Raw genomic sequence first — 15,879 nt, forward strand, 5'->3', positions numbered from 1 at the left:
TTTCACTGAAAACACCGCGTCGCGAGGAGGCTCTCCGAGGAATGCCTACCTCTGCGGCACCACCGTCAGCACCCGGGTGATGTGCTCCAGGTATGACTCCATGAACCCGCGAAGGAACTGGGCGGTTCCTTCATTGGTGACGTCGCCTTCATCCGTGATCAGCCCCTCGGTGATGTGGATGTACGCCTCCGGCGCGGTCATCTGGCGGGAGTCGCAGAAGCTGAGTGCGCTGCGCAGGCTCTGCTGGGCGACCGCCGTGCCGATGCCGCCGATGGAGCCGCCGATCACACCGGATGGCTTCCCGGCGAACGAGTTCTCGCCCCACGGCCGGCTCGCCCAGTCGATGGCGTTCTTGAGTGCACCCGGGATGCCGCGGTTGTACTCCGGGGTCACGAACAGCACGGCGTCAGCAGACTCGATCGCCTGCTTGAGGGCTCTGCCTTGTAGCGGGTAGTCGGTGTCGTAGTCGTAGCTGTAGAGCGGGAGATCCCGGATCGGGATCTCGGTGAACTCGAGCTCATCCGGCGCGAGTTTGATCAGTGCCTGGGACAGCTTCCGGTTGATGGATGCCGTTGCCAGGCTTCCGACGAAATATCCGACGGTGTACGGGGGTTCGTGGTGCTGGATGGTGGCCATGGTGGTTCCTTTCGTAGTGCCTCCACGCTAGGACCGGGTGTCTGGGAGTGCAGGGGTTCTCCCGGAACTCCCAGCGACTGCGCGCTTCGCCGAGTCCAGCGGCCTCGTCGGTGACAGACTGGACCCATGGTCGACGTCACGGTCGTTGGGAGCGGTCCGAACGGACTGGCGGCGGCGGTGACGGCGGCGCGGGCTGGCCTTTCGGTGCGGGTTCTCGAGGCGGCACCGACTCTGGGCGGCGGCGTTCGCACCAGTGAACTCACCTTGCCGGGTTTCCGGCACGATGTCTGCTCCGCTGTGCACCCTGCCGCCATGGCGTCCCCATTCTTCCAGGAGTTCGGCCTGACCGACCGGATCGAGTGGATCGTCCCCGAGGTGTCGTACGCGCATCCGCTCGATGATGGCCGGGCCGGCGTGGCCTGGCGTGACCTCGAACGCACGGCTGACTCCCTCGGCCGCGACGGCCGGGCCTGGTGGCGCCTCTTCGAGCCCCTGCTGAAGCGGCTGCCCGAGATCGTCGATTTCACGGGGTCGACGCTGCTTCGGGTGCCGCCGCATCCGCTGGCCGCCCTCGTCTACGGGTTGCGCACTCTCGAGCAGGGTTCGTCGCTGTGGAACATCCGTTTTCGCGAGGAGGCAGCCCCCGCCATGCTCACCGGTGTTGCTGCCCACGCGGCCGGGCGTCAGCCGTCGCTGGCGACCGCCGGCGCCGGGCTGCTGCTGGCCATGCACGCGCACGGTGGCGGGTGGGGGTTCCCGGCCGGCGGGTCGCAGGCGATCGCGGATGTGATGGTCGCTGACCTGCTGGAGCACGGTGGCAGCGTGGAGACCGGCGTGATGGTGGAGTCGCTCGCCGAGCTGGAGCCGTCTCGGGTGACACTGCTGGACACGTCGACGAAGCTGCTGCTGGACGCCGACGTCCCGGCCGGATACCGCCGGGCGCTGAAGCGGTTCCGCTACGGATCCGGTGTGGCGAAGGTCGATTTCGCGCTGTCCGGACCGGTGCCGTGGACGAACCCGGACGTGCGGCTCGCCCCGACGGTGCATCTGGGCGGCACCCGGGCCGAGATCGCGGCTGGCGAGAATGCGGTGTCCCGCGGTCGCGTGCCGTCGCATCCGTACATCCTGGCGACGCAGCCGACCGTGCTGGACCCGTCGCGGGCACCGGCCGGCCAGCACGTGTTGTGGGCGTACATCCATGTGCCGAAGGGGTCAGAGGCGGATGCGACTGAGTTGGTCACGTCGCAGGTCGAGCGGTTCGCGCCCGGTTTCCGAGACCTCATCCTGGCGACCGCTTCCAGTTCGGCGGCGGAGCTGGCCGACTACAACCCGAACTACGTCGGCGGCGATATCTACAGTGGCGAGTTGAACCTGCGGCAGCTGATCAAGCGTCCGGTGGTGTCGCCGAATCCGTGGCGAACACCGCTCGACGGCGTCTACTTGTGTTCGTCGGCGACGGTTCCCGGGCCGGCGGTGCACGGCATGAACGGGTGGTACGCGGCGACGCTCGCGCTGCGGGAGAAGTTCGGTATTACAACTCCGATCTCGCTGGGAGCGCGCGGCGACCGACGGGCGTAACTTCGCAGCGTGGACTGGTTCAACGCGCACGACTACGAGTTCGCCAGGGTGGTGCTGCAACGCGGCGTCGCCCTGATGTTCCTGGTCGCGTTCGCGTCGACGGCCGCCCAGTTCCGCGCGCTGCTGGGGGAGCACGGCCTGCTGCCCGCGCCCGAGCTCTTGCGGCACGCGAAGTTCCTGCGCGGGCCGACCCTGTTCCGCTGGAGGTACAGCGACGGCCTGCTGCTCACGGTGTGTTTCGTCGGGATGGTGCTGGCGGCATCCGTCATTCTCGGGCTGCCGCAGCTGGGGCCGCCGTGGGTGCCGATGCTGGTGTTCCTGGCGATGTGGCTGCTCTACATGTCGATCGTGAACATCGGGCAGACCTTCTACGGTTTCGGCTGGGAGATGCTGCTGCTGGAGGCCGGGTTCACGGTGGCTTTCCTGGGGTCGGATGCCGTGGCGCCGCCGATCACGATCCTGATCCTGACGGCATGGCTGGTGTTCCGGCTGGAGTTCGGGGCCGGGATGATCAAGATCAGGGGCGACCGGTCGTGGCGCGACCTGACCGCCTTGTTCTACCACCATGAGACGCAGCCGATGCCGAACCCGGTGAGCCGGTTTGCTCATCTGCTGCCGAAGCCGGTGCACAAGTTCGAGGTGCTGGGCAACCATTTCGCGCAACTGGTGGTGCCGTTCCTGCTGTTCGCCCCGCAACCGGTGGCATCCGCTGCCGCCGCTGTGATCATCCTGACCCAGTTGTGGCTGGTGACGACGGGCAACTTCGCCTGGCTGAACTGGATCACCATCGTGCTGGCGTTCAGCCGCATCAGCGACCCGGTCGCGCATTGGGCGCTGCCGTTCATCCCGCTCGATTGGGGTGCTGGCGACAACCCGGTGTGGTGGATGGTGCCGGCGATCGCCGTGTCACTGCTGCTGGTCGGGCTCAGCGTGCAGCCGGTGCGCAACCTGTTCTCGAGGCACCAGCTGATGAATGCGTCGTTCAACCGGTGGCAGCTGGTGAACGCGTACGGCGCGTTCGGGAGCGTCACGAAGCAGCGGTACGAGGTGATCGTGGAGGGGACGCTGGATGCGTCGCCGTCCGATTCTGCGGATTGGCAGGAGTACGAGTTCAAGGGCAAGCCGGGGGATCCTTCCCGCATACCGCGGCAATTCGCGCCGTACCACCTGCGGCTGGACTGGCTGATGTGGTTCCTGCCGCTGGGGTCGGTGCACGAGGAGTGGTTCTACGCATTCCTCGGCAAGCTGTTGGTGGCGGATGCCCGGACGCTTCGACTTCTGCGAGTGGACCCGTTCGACGGGGAACCTCCCCGTTGGGTGCGCGCGAGTCTCTTCTTCTACCGCTTCTCGACCCGTGCTGAGCGTCGCGAATCGGGACTGTGGTGGATGCGGGAGCGGATGCGCGTCGCGATTCCGCCGGTGTCCCTGCCGCCCGACGGCTGACGCGCTTGCCCTCTGGTCATGGAGACTTTACCCGCCGGGGCAACGGTGCTTCGGGCCGCCGGCGGCAACCTGGCCACCATCACCTACAACTGGGCTCACCCGGTCGACGGTGTGCAGAGCGGACTGCTGGTTGTTGGACCGGGGGAGGAGGCCGGGACTGTGACCGCTTTCTGGGGTGACTCGTGGCACCAGCATCCGTCGCCCCGGTTGCTGCAGGGCACTGCGGATGGCGGGGTCATCGATGTGGGCTACGAGTACGAGGCCGGCTGGTGGTGGCGGATCATCGTGGACGTCTCCGGTCCGGATGCGTTGCAGATCAGGATGGACAATGTGGTCCCCGAATCGGCGGGCGATGCAGACTTCGCTGGCGGCCTACTCAGCGATGATCGCGCTCTTCACTCGCTCGTCTGGCTAGTTTCCGGGGGTCGGGCAACGGGCTTCGGGGGTCTTTCCTGTCTTCGGGGTTTGTGCCGTAGTCGTTGGCTGTGTTGGGTGGGTGATTTGGTGGCGGGGTGCCATAGCCCGTCGCCTCGGAGCCAGGTGGGCGCTTTCACATGCGGGATGTTGTTGATCATCTTGATGTCCCAGCCGGAGGTGGTGATGGTGCGGTGGTGGAACCAGCACAACAGCACACCATTGTCGGTATGGGTGGGTCCGCCTTCGGCGTCGGGGGTGACGTGGTGGATTTCGGTCCAAGCCGGTGGGATGGTGCAGCCGGGGATGATGCAGCCGCCGTCGCGGAGGGTGATCGCGCGGCGTTGGTGGGCGGTGAAGCAGCGCAGTTCGGTACCGAGGTTGATGATGGCCCCGTTGGGGTCGAGGGTGACCTGTTGGGTGCCGCCGGTGCAGATCATTTGGTGGACCGCGCGCAGGGAGAGGGGGACGGTTTCCCCGCCGGGCCCGCCGAGGGAGACGTACCCGGCGCCGTGACCGGAGCCCAGGGTGTCGGCGGTGACGGAGACCAGGACGGTGGGTGAGGCGCCGCCGATGGTGGGCGCTTGGCCGGAGCGGGCGAACCCGTCGATCATCGCCGCCATGACGTCGTGGCGTTGCTGGTCCGCGGTGCGGGTATCGGTCGGTCCGGCTTGTTCGTCGCTTTCGGGGAGGAAGGCGGGTCCGGTTTTCGGGGTCAGGCAGGCGTCGAACACTTTCTCGAGCCTGGCGTGCACCTCCGGCAGGAACACATACCGCCCATGCACCAACCCGTCGCCGCTGTTGAAGGAGCCGGGGGAGAACATCCGCCGGCCCATCGCTTTCTCTTCGGTCGGGGTGGTGCCGTCCTGGTCCAGGAACACCCGCCATACGGTGGCTTGCCCGCGGATCTCCTCCGCCGTGCACGCGATCGGGGAGTCCGGGCTGGTGCCGGTCGCCGCGGCCACCAATTCCGCCTCCGCCCGCTGCACGTCGGCGACGTCAGCGCGCACCAGCGTGGGCGACAGTTCGGTGATGATCGCACCGGCCGCATCCACCCCGATAGCACCCTTCTCGAGGGCGGCGGCGAGGTGCGGAAACCGGGGCGGGAACAGGTCACCGGACAACGCTTCCTGCACCCGCGTCCCGGCACCGAGCTTCACCCGGCGGCGCACGGTGGCGGTCGATCCCAGAGTGACCCGGCGCAGCAGCTCGACCGCGTCCCGGCAGCCCTTGCGCACCGCCAACGACGCCGACCCCAGCGTGGGGCGGGACCGGTGCTGGAGTTCCCCGGCCGCCTCCACCCGCCGCGCATCCACCACCCGACCGAGCCGTTCCAGGTGGCCGGTGGTGACCAGTAACGTGTCATCCGACACCGGCCGCAACGCACCGGCCGGCAGTACCGTCTCCAACGAGGAGACGAAGGATTCGATCAGCTGATCGACCTCATCCTCGAAGACAGTAACGGAACTGGACATGCATCAATTGTCCCACCCTCGTCACTATATCTGAATAAAAATCACGAATCTGTGCACAACTCGTCCGGCAATGAACTGGGGAGGAGAAGAACAGGATGCGCGGGCGACGCCGACTTCGCACGGAGGGCCTATCGGCCGATGCTCCGCGACGATGAATAGGAGGTCCTCCGAAGGCTCCACTTGCTCGCGACGATGAATAGCAGGTCCCCCGAAGGCCCCACTATCCGGGGTACATGAGAAAAAACCACGAACCTGTTATGGTCTTATTTTGGCGGGAGCAACTCGTTTCCTCGCTTCAATATGGGGGACACTCTGTGAGAGCTCTGGCGCGTTCTGTTGTTTCTGCTCTGGCCGTCGGAGGCATGGTCGCCGCCTCGCTGACGCTCTCTGCTGCACCCGCGAGTGCCGCACCAGGAGACCCTTGGCCGAATTTTCCGGCGGTCTACCTGGCGCAAGGTGGCTCAAACACGTCGCTCCACCAGCTGACCACCAACGACGAGGGCGTGTTGGAGTCCAGCGTCACGTACGCTCACGACCGCCTTAACTACAACGCCCTCGGTTACGACGAGGTATCCGGTTACCTCTATGCGATTTCCTCCAACGCCCGAGGAACCGTGGGCGACGCCGACTATATTCCGGCTGCATCGCTCATACGGATCGGCCAGGACAACCAGGTCACGCTCGTAGGGAACATCCCCGGCATAACGCCGGGGGTCGTGCAAGCTGGTGCGGTCATTGGAACGCAGCTCTACGCGGCACGTAACAACTCCGGACCGATGTGGGTCATCAACCTCGCCGATGGGACGCTGGCAGACACCATCACCTTGAGTTCGGGTGTCGGTGTCTCAGACTTCGCTGCTTCGGGCGGCTACCTGTGGGGCCTCTACAACTCCGATATCGGCGGAGAAAGTGCTCTCGTGCGAATCGACCCGGTGTCGGGCGTTGTCGATCGCTTCCCGGTACCGGAGATCGGCGGCTTGGTCGCATTCGGAGCAGCCTGGACTTACGGCAACGGCAACCTCGGTTTCTCCCACAACGCTTCCGGCACGGTGGTTCAGCTCGAGGTTTCCAACCCCGCGGCTGCTGTCCCCGACGTCACCCTCGTGTCGATGAGCGCGGGTCCGGCGAGCAGCAACAATGACGGTGCCGCGATCCCTGGCGGTCCGACTGACCTCGAGATCGTCAAGACCGGCACGACAACGAGCATGCCCGGCGGCACAGTCACCTACGAACTCGAGGTCACAAACAACGGTCCCGGCGATTCCAGCGGATTCGTCGTGACGGACGCGCTGCCGGCATCCCTGACCAACGCCTCTTCCCCGGATGCGAACTGCACGGTCGCGACCAATACGGTTACCTGTGTCGGCGGAGTGCTGCTGAATGGCGAGTCGCGTTCCTTCACTGTTCAGGCTCAGGTCGACCCGACCTTCGTCGCAGGCACGATCGTGAATACGGCCTCCGTGCTTGCCAACGAGATCGACCCGGACCCGACCAACAACGAAGACGACCACTCGGTCATCGTTCCTGGAACCCCGGCGCTTACCGTTTCGAAGTCTGTCTCCCCGGCATCCGGTACCAATGTCGAGCCTGGCGACGTGCTGACCTACACCCTCACCTTCGTGAACACGGGAACCGGTGGGGCGGGCATCAGCTACACCGACCACCTGGCAACCCTGACCGACGACGCGGTCGTGGCATTGCTGACGTCCAACTCGACGGCGCTCACAGTCGGCGCGATCGTTTCGGATGCGTTCACCGTCACCGGGTCGGTGCCACCTGACAGCTTGCCGCACACGGTGACCTACACGGCCACGGTCAGCCCGTTCGCTGATCAGGGCGACCATCTGCTGGGCAACTTCCTGACGGCCACCGGGGTGACCCCACCGACCGACCCCACGGATTGTCTTCCGGCCTCCACGATGTGCACCCTGAACTTCGTGCCCAACCTCGTCGTTTCCAAGACCTCGAACCCGGCGAGCGGCACTGCGGTTCAGCCCGGTGACGAGATTGACTACACACTGAGCTTCACCAACACGGGCACTGGCCCGGTCGCGGTTGACATGACCGACCACCGGGATCGTGTCATCGATGACGCCGATGTGACGACGGATGCAACGGTGCAGAACGGCCTGTTGGCGCTCGCCATCACCTCGGCACAAGTCGGAATCAGCGGTTCGCTCGACCCTGGAGAGACCGAGATCGTGGCCTACACCGTGACGGTGAACCCGGACGGGGAGCGCGGCGATGACGTGCTCGCCAACTTCCTACTCGACACGGGTGCGGCGGTTCCGGCGACCTGCACGGCTGCCGTTGAGTGCACGACTCATCGAATCGGGGTGGTGCCGGCCGCGCTGCCCATCACTGGCGGGTCGATCAACGCGTGGCTGCCGCTTGGCGCCCTGCTGGCGATGATCGTCGGCGCAGGTGCACTCTGGGGAACGCGACGCTACGCCAGACGCACGTGACGAGTCGCACTTCGTGCAATCGCGAGTAAAGTCCTCGCATGACCCCGGATGACCTTCTCGAGTTCTGCCTGTCGCTTCCGCAGGCGGAGGAGTCGTTCCCGTTCGGCGAGGAGACCTCCGTCTTCAAGACGACCGGCAACGGCAAGATCTTCGCGCTGAGCTCCCTCGGCGCTCAGCCGCTGGCCGTCTCGCTGAAGGTCGACCCGGAGGAGAGCCTTGCGCTGCAAGCCGAGTACCCGCAGATCACTCCCGGCTACCACCTGAACAAGAAGCACTGGGTCACCGTTGTGCTGGACGGTGGGATTCCGGATGCCCTGGTCGAGGAGCTGATCCGCGGCAGTCACGCCCTCGTCCGCCCGAAGACCCAAGGCCCCCGAGTCCTCTAGAGCAGACCGGATACCGCGGTAAGCGTGCGCACACCACCAGGGTCATCTGCCGTGGTCGGCACGATGCAGATCTCGTCCACACCGGCGTCGAAGTATTCGCCCATTTTGGCCTCGATGTCGGAGATCGAGCCGATGATGCAGGTCGCGGCGGCGATCTCTTCATCCGGCATCGCCTCGCGGAGGGCCTTCGGATGCGGACGCGTCTTGGCGAGCGCGACCAGTTCGCCGAAGCCCGCTTCGATGAACATGTCGCTGTACCCGGGAGCCGCCAGGTAGCCGAGCTTGCTCCGCGTCATTTGGGCGATCGCCGCCGAAGTCGGGTCCACGCTCGTGGCCAGCCACATCGCGATCGGCGGCTTCGGCCGCCCGGCTGCCGCTGCGGCATCCGCCACCTTCTGGCAGAGGCGACGGGCCGACTCGACCGTCACCATGTTGAGGAGCACGCGGTCGCCGTAGGTCGCCGCGATCCTGATCGCCCGGTCGCCGAACGCGGCGACGGCAACACTCGAACCGGGTGCCGGCAGGCGAAGGTGGTAGCCCTTCGACCGCAGGGTCTCGCCTTCGAAGTCGACCTTCTCGCCCTTCAGCAGCCGCGACACGACCTGGGTGCTCTCCTCGAGTCGCTGGGCCGGCCGCTCGCGCGGCTGCCCGTGCCAGTCGTTGACGACGACATTGCTCGAGGTGCCGAGGGCGATATTCACCGGGCGGCCCATGGCGGCGGATGCCGTTGCGGCACCCATCGCGATCGTCGTTGGTGTGCGCACGGCGACAGCGAACGGGCCGAGGGCGATGTTGATGTTGGGGTTCTGCAATCCGATCGCGGTTCCCAGTGCGAAGGCGTCGAAGGTCGCCATCTCGCCGATCCACAGTTCGGGGAATCCGAGTCGGTCAGCGGCCGCCGCAGTCTCGAACGCTTCCTCAGCTGGTCGATCCTGCCACAGACCTAGCGTGACGCTGATGCTTGCCAAAATTTCTCCGCTCCGTCGCGGCGATCACTTCGCCTTCGAAAGCCACCTTACTACGAATTGCGAAGTCAGGGTGAGGAGCGCCGAAAAACTTCTGTGGGGGCAGCAGGGGGAGGCCCCTAGGGGAGGTTTCCCAGCAGAGGTGCCACCGAGACGCGCCCAACCGAGGCGCTCCGATCAGGCGCCCAACCGCATCCGCAGCCCACCAGCCAAGAGGAGTCCAAGCACGTTGAACCCGGCGACAACGATCCAGCCGATGGTGAAGTTCTGCGTGGCATCCAGCACGGACCCCATCACCAGGGGTCCGAGCGCGATGCCTGCGAAGAGTCCCAAGGAGACCGTTCCGGTGGCGCGCCCGACGGATGCTGTTGGCACCGCTCGCATGACGCCTGCCATCACGACGACGTTGATGCCGAGAGCCATGGCACCGTGAAGGACAGCTCCGGTCCAGAGGAATGCGGGCAGACCGGTGACGCCGGCCGTCACGAGCGAGAGCGAGCCGACGATGGCTCCTGCAGCGAGGATCACCAGCAGATTGTTGGTGCCGCGGCCGGCGCTCATGCTGCGGGCCCAGAGGATGCGGGAGACCACTCCGACGATGCCGACGACTGAGACGACCACTCCTCCCAGAACGACGGGAAAGTCCAGCTCCCGCACCCCGAATAGCGGCAGGTAGACGTTCGTTGCCGTCAGCCCGATGCTGGCGATGCACGCTTGCGCAGCGAAGAACAACACGCGCGGAGACAGGGGTTGCGTGTCGGCGCTGTCGCGCAGAGCGATTGCTGCGGTGTGGAAGGCAACCTGGCGAGGCCCCACCTGGATGAGCGCCCAGATCAGGAGAAGGGCTGCAAGGAGTCCGCAGAGTCCGGCGGCACCCCTCCAGCCGAAGGCCAGGGAGAGGGACGGGAACAGGGCTCCGGCCGTGAATTGGGCAGCCTGCTGTCCTGACTGTTTGAGCCCGATCCAGCCGGCCTGCTTGCCCGCGGGTGCGTGCAGGCCGGTCAGCCGATTCGTCGTCGGGTTCGCCATAGCCTGACTCAGCCCGGACACGATGATGGCACCGAGCAGCCAGAAGAAGCTCGACGTCATCGCCGCCAGGCCGAACGCCAGTGCCGACCCCCCGAAAATGATCACCACCTGGGCGCGGTCTGAGATGCGGTCGCTCAGTCGACCGGCATAGATGGATCCGATTGCAGCCACAGTGAAACAGACGGTGGAGATCCAGCCGTACTGCCCGGCGGTGATTCCGAGGTCGTCAATGACGACGGCGCTGATCGAACTGAGAGCCAGGTTGATCAACGGCCCGATGCCCATGGCGCAGGTGAGCATGGCGAGCATCGCCGTGGGGTTACCGTGGCTGCGTGCGCCCCGCCCGGTCACGCTGGCTGCGGTGAGGTACCGCGCGCGAACGACTTGAGGTCGAACTCGGCGTCGGCTGCGGCCTCGGCCGGCAGCTCGAGTCCGGCTGCCATGATTCGCCGAGCGTTCATGTGGTCCATCGGCTTGTCGACGGAGTCGACGGCGATGAGCTCACCTTCGCGGTACACGAACACCGAGAACTTTCCGGAGGACACGTCCCCCCGCACCACGGCCTGGTCGCCGTCGAATGCGAGCCCCGCGATCTGCAGTTTCTTCGCACCCTGGTCGCTCCAGAACCATGGCACTTCCGCGTACGCGCGCGGGGCGCCGACGATCTTCGCCGCGACGCACCGGGCATGGTCGGTGGCGTTCTGCACCGACTCGAGTCGCACCCTTCGCAGGGCTGTCGCCGATGGGTAGCTGCAGCAGTCTCCGATTGCCGAGATGTTCGGATCTGACGTGGTGAGGTATTCGTCTACCCGCACGCCGTTGTCAACCTCGAGGCCTGCGGCTTCCGCCAACTGCGCATGGGGCAGCACGCCGATCCCGACCACGACCAGGTCGGCGGGGTGCCGCACACCATGGGCGTCGATCACCGCGCTCACGCGACCGTCGACCGTCTCGAATTCCGCGACCCCGGTGTTGAGCAGGATTGTGGCACCCTGCTCGCGGTAGTGGTTGAAGAAGAACTCGCTGATCACGGGGGAGACCGCGCGGCCGAGCACTCGAGGAGCAGCCTCAATGACGATCGGGGAGTGGCCCCGGGCCAGCGCTACGGAGACGAACTCGAGGCCGATGAACCCGGCACCGATGACCACGACATTCGTGGCGTTCTGCAGCTGTTCGCTGATCCCGTCCGCGTCTTCCAGAGTGCGCAGCGAGTGGATGCCCGCAGCGTCGTGCCCGGGGATCGCCAACTCCCGAGGCTCCGCACCAGTGGCGAGGATGAGGTGACCATAGGAGAGGTCGCTCCCATCGCTGAGTCGCACCGACTGGTTCGTCCGATCGATCGCAATGGCGTGAACGCCGTCGCGCACGTCGATCGCAGCCGTGGAGTAGTAGTCCGCCGCCGCGAAGAGCAACTCTTCGCGCGGTGACTTGCCCGTGAGGTACGCCTTCGACAACGGTGGGCGCTGGTATGGCGCGCCGGCGTTGCCGTCCACCACTGTCACCGGCCCGCCGTATCCCTGGTCGCGAAGTGACTTCGCGGCCTGGAACCCGGCGTGGCCGGCGCCGATGATGACCACTGACTCGGGCGCTGTGGCGCCCGCTGCGGTATTCATTAGTCCTCGGTGAATGTGATCGCCAGGGCGGGGCAGACATCCGCTGCTTCGCGGACGCCGGCCTGCAGGTGCTCGGGGATGTCCTCCATCAGCAGGAAGGCGACACCGTCTTCTTCGCGCTGATCGAACACCTCGGGCGCCGCGAAGACGCACTGGCCGCCGCTGACGCACTTCACCTGATCGAGGATGACCTTCATTTTGTCTACTCCTTGTTTGCTGTGGCAGCGTCCAGGCGGACGGCTACCAGGTCACCGGCAGCGAGTGAACGCCGTAGACGGTGACATCGGTCTTGAACGGGACATCCGTCACCGGCACCGCGATGCGCAGGGACGGGATGCGGGTGAACAGGGTCTTGTATGCGACCTGCAGCTCCATGCGGGCGAGGCCCTGGCCGAGGCACTGGTGGATGCCGAACCCGAACGCGACGTGGTTGCGACTGGGGTTCTCGAAGTCGAGGGCGTCTGGAGACTCGAAGACCTCTTCATCACGGTTGGCGGAGTTGAGCGCGACCAGCGCACCCTCACCCTTCTTGATGAGCTTGCCGTCGATCTCGACGTCTTCGAGCGCCATGCGGATCAGCCCGCGGTGCATGATCGTGAGGTAGCGCAGCATCTCTTCCACCGCACCGGCGACGAGCTTGTCGTCGCCGTTCACGATCTGCTCGCGGTACTCCGGGTGCTCGATCAGGAAGGCGGACCCGAGGGCGATCATGCTGGCGGTGGTCTCGTGACCGGCGATCAGCAGGGCGCGGATCTGAGTGACCACCTCGTCGATCCGAAGCTCGCCGGTGTTGAGGTACTCGGTCACGTACCGGCTGATCAGGTCATCCTGTGGGTTCTCCACCTTCTGCAGGATCAGGTCGCGGATGTACCCCTCAAGCCCCACCCGAGCGGCCGACACTTCTTCCGGTCCGTTCGTGAGCGTGAAGAGGTTGTTGGTGAGGGCGTGGAAGTGGGTGTGGTCCTCCGCCGGGACGCCCAGGATGCCCGAGATGATCGTTGATGGGATCACCAGTGCGAACTCGGTGACCAGGTCGAGAGGGCCCCCCTTGGCAAGCATGTCGTCGATGAGCTTGTGCACCAGCTCGACGACATCCTCGCGCTTGGCCTCCACCTGCCGTGCCGTGAAGGCGTAGGTGGCGCGCCGGCGGATGACGCTGTGCTCCGGCTCATCCACCGTCACCATCGAAGCGGAGGTCTTGATGAGTTCCTTCTGGGACTGGTTGATGAAGGGGAAGCCTTCCAGAGCGCGGTTCGAGGTGAACCGGGGGTCACCCAGGATGGCGCGGCCGTCGTGGTAGCCGGGGATCAGCCAGACCACCTTTCCGTCCATGACTGTGACCTTGTGCCAACCGTCCGAGCGGCGGAGTTCTGCGTACTCGGCGGGCGGGCTGAACGGGCACTGGCGTGCCATGGGAATGCCGGACAGGGTCTCGGGCAGCGCTTCTGCCGAAACATCCATTACGGTCTCTTCTACCTGCTTCATGGTTACTGCTCCTCGGAACCGAATCGCCGCGCCAGGAAGTTCAGCAGCAGCATGTGGAAGACGTCGGGCTTTTCTGCGAAGGCGTAGTGGCCCGCGTCGTGGATCAGGTGGAACTCGCCGTCTGGTGTCATGTCGGCGATCTTGCGCATTCCGGCCGGCGGGCATGCGGTGTCGAACTCTCCGGCCAGCAGAAGGGTCGGCACGTCCATGGCCTGCAGCGCCGGGGTGGCGTTGTACTCGGTGAGGGCGCGCAGCGAGTTCACGAAGGTCTGGGTCTTCATGTCGGTGACCACCGTGTAGACGTGGTCGACGAGGGGGCCGCTGGCCTCCGCGTGCATCATCGACTTGAGCAGGCCGGGCGCGTACTGCTGAACGGTCTGTCCCTGGCCCACGATCGGGTCGAGGCGTTCGGCGAGGAACCGCTTCTGGTCTTCCGGCGTGCGGTTCTGGAATCCGACGGATGCGCCGGAGAGCACGATGCCGTCCACGACGCCACCTGCCTTGCCGCCGAGCTTCATTGCCGCGTTGGGAACGATCAGGGCACCCATCGAGTGGCCCAGCAGGATGTTCGTGCCGGTGCCCTCGGCCTTGATGAGCTCGACGGCTGCGTCGCCGGCGAGGTCGATCGAGTAGTCGTCGCGGGTCGCGGTGTTGCCGTAGCCCGGCGCATTCCACACGACCACCCGGTAACCGGCACCCGCGAGTACCTTCTCGGTATTCGAGAAGTAGCGGCCGTCGCCGTAGGCGCCGTGCATCATGAAGATCGTTGTGTCACCGTCTCCTACGACGTGATATTCGTAAAGCTGGTCATTCATCTGAACCTCTTTCGTTCGCACCCGCACCCTGCGGAGCTGCCGTCTGTTGTGTGTTGTGTCAGTCGTTCCGGATGGACCGCAACCAGCGATCCAGTGCCTGGCCGAGGCCGGTCGGCTTCTCCGCCGGCAGCATGTGTCCCGTGCTTTCAATGACCACGAGTTCAGCGCCCGCCTTGCTGGCGAGTTCGGTTTGGTTGGCGCTCGTGATGACCAGGTCGTCGCCGGGTACCACCACGAGTTTTGGGATCCCGCTGGCCGCCAGCACCTCGGTGCGGTCGGGGCGGTGTGCCATCGCGATGTTGTGAGCGACGTAGCGGTCCGTGCCGTATGCCCGCACATCATGAGCGCGCTGTGCCATGATCTCGGGGTTGTCGCGGTAGTCGGGGTGGAAGACGCGAGCACCGTTCGCCAGCACGAATTCTTCGTGACCGTCGACCCGTGCAGAGGCTGCCCGTTCGATCTTGGCTGCCGCCAGCTCTTCGGTGTCAGCGCCGGCCCGGCTGGCGACCAGCGCAATGGCCTCAACACTCTCGGGATAGGCCTCCAGCATCGCGAGAGCGACCATCCCGCCGAAGGAATGTCCGACGAGAACGAACCGTTCCGGCAGCTGCTCGTGCAGTTGTTCGGCGATCGCCTCAACGCTCTCGAGGGCAGGCAGGTCCTGAAGGATCGGCTCGATATCAGCGCCGATCGCCTCGACGACAGGGCGCCACAGGCTCGCAACGTTGTTCACGCCGGGCAGGAAGACGACTGTGGTGGTCACGGGATGACCTGCTTTTCCTGAAGCTGCATGACTCCGTGCATCACCGAGTCCATGTGATCGGCCATGGCCTTCTCGGCTGCGTCGCCGTCGCCCGACTTGATGGCCTCGAAGATCTGCTGGTGCTGGGCCTCCCACTCTTCGCGCGCGGTCGGGATGACTTTGATGAATGCTTCTGCGCGGCGTCGACCGGTGATGAGGGTGCGCATCACGCCGTCGAAGACCGGGTTCTTCGAGATCTTGGCGATCTCGCGGTGGAAGGAGGAGCGCTCCATTCCCTTCGCGACGCTTTCCTCGTCGCTGATGAACGACACCAGTTCGCTCAGGGCGATGACGTCGAGTCCGGTGCGTCGTTCGGCAGCTCGGCGGGCGATGAATGGCTCGAGCCCGCGGCGGACCTCGACGACGTTGAGGATCGATCCTTCACGGTCGATCACCGACTCGGCGACGCGTACCACCGCGGCGTCGGAAGCGGATGAGGTGAGGTAGATCCCGGAACCGTGCCGGATTTCGATGAGGCCGAACGACTCGAGCGCGGAGAGGGCTTGACGCAGCGTGTGCCTGGAGACCTCGAGTTCTTCGGCGAGTTTTCGTTCCGGGGGCAGGGCATCGCCCGGCTTCAGGTGGCCCCCCTGGATCTGCTCAAGCAGGTAGTCGCGCACCTGTTCGTGCATCGGAACGCTCGAAGAAAGGAACCGTTTCCCGGAGATCGTGCTCTCCATGTGCTCTCACATCCTTGCCTAGCCTCGCGGACCAATTCCGTGTACTCTACCCGTAATTGGCAAATTGGTTCAACCTCTTTCGAACCACATTAG

The 15,879-nt window shown here is 65.5% G+C and carries 14 protein-coding genes; 4 read left to right on the plus strand and 10 right to left on the minus strand.

The annotated features are described in order from the left end of the window. Positions 1 to 45 precede the first annotated feature (45 nt). Complete coding sequence (locus ACX3PH_RS11290; RefSeq protein ID WP_459092527.1) at positions 46 to 636, minus strand: NADPH-dependent FMN reductase; 591 nt, start codon at positions 634 to 636, stop codon at positions 46 to 48. 126 nt (positions 637 to 762) lie between these two features. On the opposite strand from ACX3PH_RS11290, the gene ACX3PH_RS11295 reads away from it, so the two are divergent. Together ACX3PH_RS11295 and ACX3PH_RS11300 are read left to right on the plus strand one after the other, a co-directional pair. Then, the gene (locus ACX3PH_RS11295; RefSeq protein ID WP_459092529.1) at positions 763 to 2,214 is read left to right on the plus strand and encodes a phytoene desaturase family protein; all 1,452 of its coding nucleotides are present in this window, start codon (positions 763 to 765) and stop codon (positions 2,212 to 2,214) included. 9 nt (positions 2,215 to 2,223) lie between these two features. Further along, the gene (locus ACX3PH_RS11300; RefSeq protein WP_459092531.1) at positions 2,224 to 3,657 is read left to right on the plus strand and encodes a lipase maturation factor family protein; all 1,434 of its coding nucleotides are present in this window, start codon (positions 2,224 to 2,226) and stop codon (positions 3,655 to 3,657) included. Between the two features lie 395 nt (positions 3,658 to 4,052). Here the strand turns inward: ACX3PH_RS11300 and ACX3PH_RS11305 are convergent, their stop codons facing one another. Continuing rightward, the gene (locus ACX3PH_RS11305; protein ID WP_459092533.1) at positions 4,053 to 5,546 is read right to left on the minus strand and encodes an HNH endonuclease signature motif containing protein; all 1,494 of its coding nucleotides are present in this window, start codon (positions 5,544 to 5,546) and stop codon (positions 4,053 to 4,055) included. 362 nt (positions 5,547 to 5,908) lie between these two features. Between ACX3PH_RS11305 and ACX3PH_RS11310 the strand changes: the two genes are divergently transcribed. Further along, a complete protein-coding gene (locus tag ACX3PH_RS11310) occupies positions 5,909 to 8,011 on the plus strand; it encodes a DUF7927 domain-containing protein (protein ID WP_459092535.1) in 2,103 nt (700 codons plus the stop codon). A 38-nt stretch (positions 8,012 to 8,049) separates the two neighbouring features. Beyond that, positions 8,050 to 8,397 carry an MmcQ/YjbR family DNA-binding protein gene (locus tag ACX3PH_RS11315; protein WP_459092537.1) on the plus strand — a complete coding sequence of 116 codons (348 nt, stop codon included), beginning with the start codon at positions 8,050 to 8,052 and terminating at the stop codon, positions 8,395 to 8,397. On the opposite strand, the gene ACX3PH_RS11320 is transcribed toward ACX3PH_RS11315, so the two are convergent. The 8 genes from ACX3PH_RS11320 to ACX3PH_RS11355 form a co-directional block, all read right to left on the minus strand. Beyond that, a complete protein-coding gene (locus ACX3PH_RS11320; protein ID WP_459092539.1) occupies positions 8,394 to 9,365 on the minus strand; it encodes an LLM class F420-dependent oxidoreductase in 972 nt (323 codons plus the stop codon). The genes ACX3PH_RS11315 and ACX3PH_RS11320 overlap by 4 nt on opposite strands. A gap of 174 nt (positions 9,366 to 9,539) precedes the next feature. Continuing rightward, positions 9,540 to 10,742, minus strand: coding sequence for an MFS transporter (locus tag ACX3PH_RS11325; protein WP_459092541.1), 1,203 nt, complete (start codon positions 10,740 to 10,742; stop codon positions 9,540 to 9,542). Beyond that, a complete protein-coding gene (locus tag ACX3PH_RS11330) occupies positions 10,739 to 12,004 on the minus strand; it encodes an NAD(P)/FAD-dependent oxidoreductase (RefSeq protein ID WP_459092543.1) in 1,266 nt (421 codons plus the stop codon). Before ACX3PH_RS11330 ends, ACX3PH_RS11325 begins: the two co-directional genes overlap by 4 nt. Then, the gene (locus ACX3PH_RS11335; RefSeq protein WP_459092545.1) at positions 12,004 to 12,201 is read right to left on the minus strand and encodes a ferredoxin; all 198 of its coding nucleotides are present in this window, start codon (positions 12,199 to 12,201) and stop codon (positions 12,004 to 12,006) included. The genes ACX3PH_RS11330 and ACX3PH_RS11335 overlap by 1 nt, the downstream gene beginning before the upstream one ends. Positions 12,202 to 12,244: 43 nt before the next feature. Beyond that, entirely contained in the window at positions 12,245 to 13,489 is a 1,245-nt protein-coding gene (locus ACX3PH_RS11340) for a cytochrome P450 (RefSeq protein ID WP_459092547.1), read from the minus strand. A gap of 2 nt (positions 13,490 to 13,491) precedes the next feature. Beyond that, on the minus strand, positions 13,492 to 14,304 hold the full coding sequence (locus tag ACX3PH_RS11345; RefSeq protein WP_459092549.1) for an alpha/beta fold hydrolase: 813 nt from the start codon (positions 14,302 to 14,304) through the stop codon (positions 13,492 to 13,494). A 58-nt stretch (positions 14,305 to 14,362) separates the two neighbouring features. Then, on the minus strand, positions 14,363 to 15,067 hold the full coding sequence (locus ACX3PH_RS11350; RefSeq protein WP_459092551.1) for an alpha/beta fold hydrolase: 705 nt from the start codon (positions 15,065 to 15,067) through the stop codon (positions 14,363 to 14,365). After that, positions 15,064 to 15,786 (minus strand): FadR/GntR family transcriptional regulator, encoded by a 723-nt coding sequence (locus tag ACX3PH_RS11355; RefSeq protein WP_459092553.1) that lies wholly within the window; start codon positions 15,784 to 15,786, stop codon positions 15,064 to 15,066. Before ACX3PH_RS11355 ends, ACX3PH_RS11350 begins: the two co-directional genes overlap by 4 nt. Positions 15,787 to 15,879 lie beyond the last annotated feature (93 nt).

It is taken from the genome of Homoserinimonas sp. A520 (assembly GCF_054489245.1).

Bases quoted from the DNA above. Each gene is read 5' to 3' on its own strand.
- ACX3PH_RS11290 (WP_459092527.1), bottom strand. From the start codon at position 636: ATGGCCACCATCCAGCACCACGAACCCCCGTACACCGTCGGATATTTC.
- ACX3PH_RS11295 (WP_459092529.1), top strand. From the start codon at position 763: ATGGTCGACGTCACGGTCGTTGGGAGCGGTCCGAACGGACTGGCGGCG.
- ACX3PH_RS11305 (WP_459092533.1), bottom strand. From the start codon at position 5,546: ATGTCCAGTTCCGTTACTGTCTTCGAGGATGAGGTCGATCAGCTGATC.
- ACX3PH_RS11310 (WP_459092535.1), top strand. From the start codon at position 5,909: ATGGTCGCCGCCTCGCTGACGCTCTCTGCTGCACCCGCGAGTGCCGCA.
- ACX3PH_RS11315 (WP_459092537.1), top strand. From the start codon at position 8,050: ATGACCCCGGATGACCTTCTCGAGTTCTGCCTGTCGCTTCCGCAGGCG.
- ACX3PH_RS11330 (WP_459092543.1), bottom strand. From the start codon at position 12,004: ATGAATACCGCAGCGGGCGCCACAGCGCCCGAGTCAGTGGTCATCATC.
- ACX3PH_RS11335 (WP_459092545.1), bottom strand. From the start codon at position 12,201: ATGAAGGTCATCCTCGATCAGGTGAAGTGCGTCAGCGGCGGCCAGTGC.
- ACX3PH_RS11340 (WP_459092547.1), bottom strand. From the start codon at position 13,489: ATGAAGCAGGTAGAAGAGACCGTAATGGATGTTTCGGCAGAAGCGCTG.
- ACX3PH_RS11345 (WP_459092549.1), bottom strand. From the start codon at position 14,304: ATGAATGACCAGCTTTACGAATATCACGTCGTAGGAGACGGTGACACA.
- ACX3PH_RS11355 (WP_459092553.1), bottom strand. From the start codon at position 15,786: ATGGAGAGCACGATCTCCGGGAAACGGTTCCTTTCTTCGAGCGTTCCG.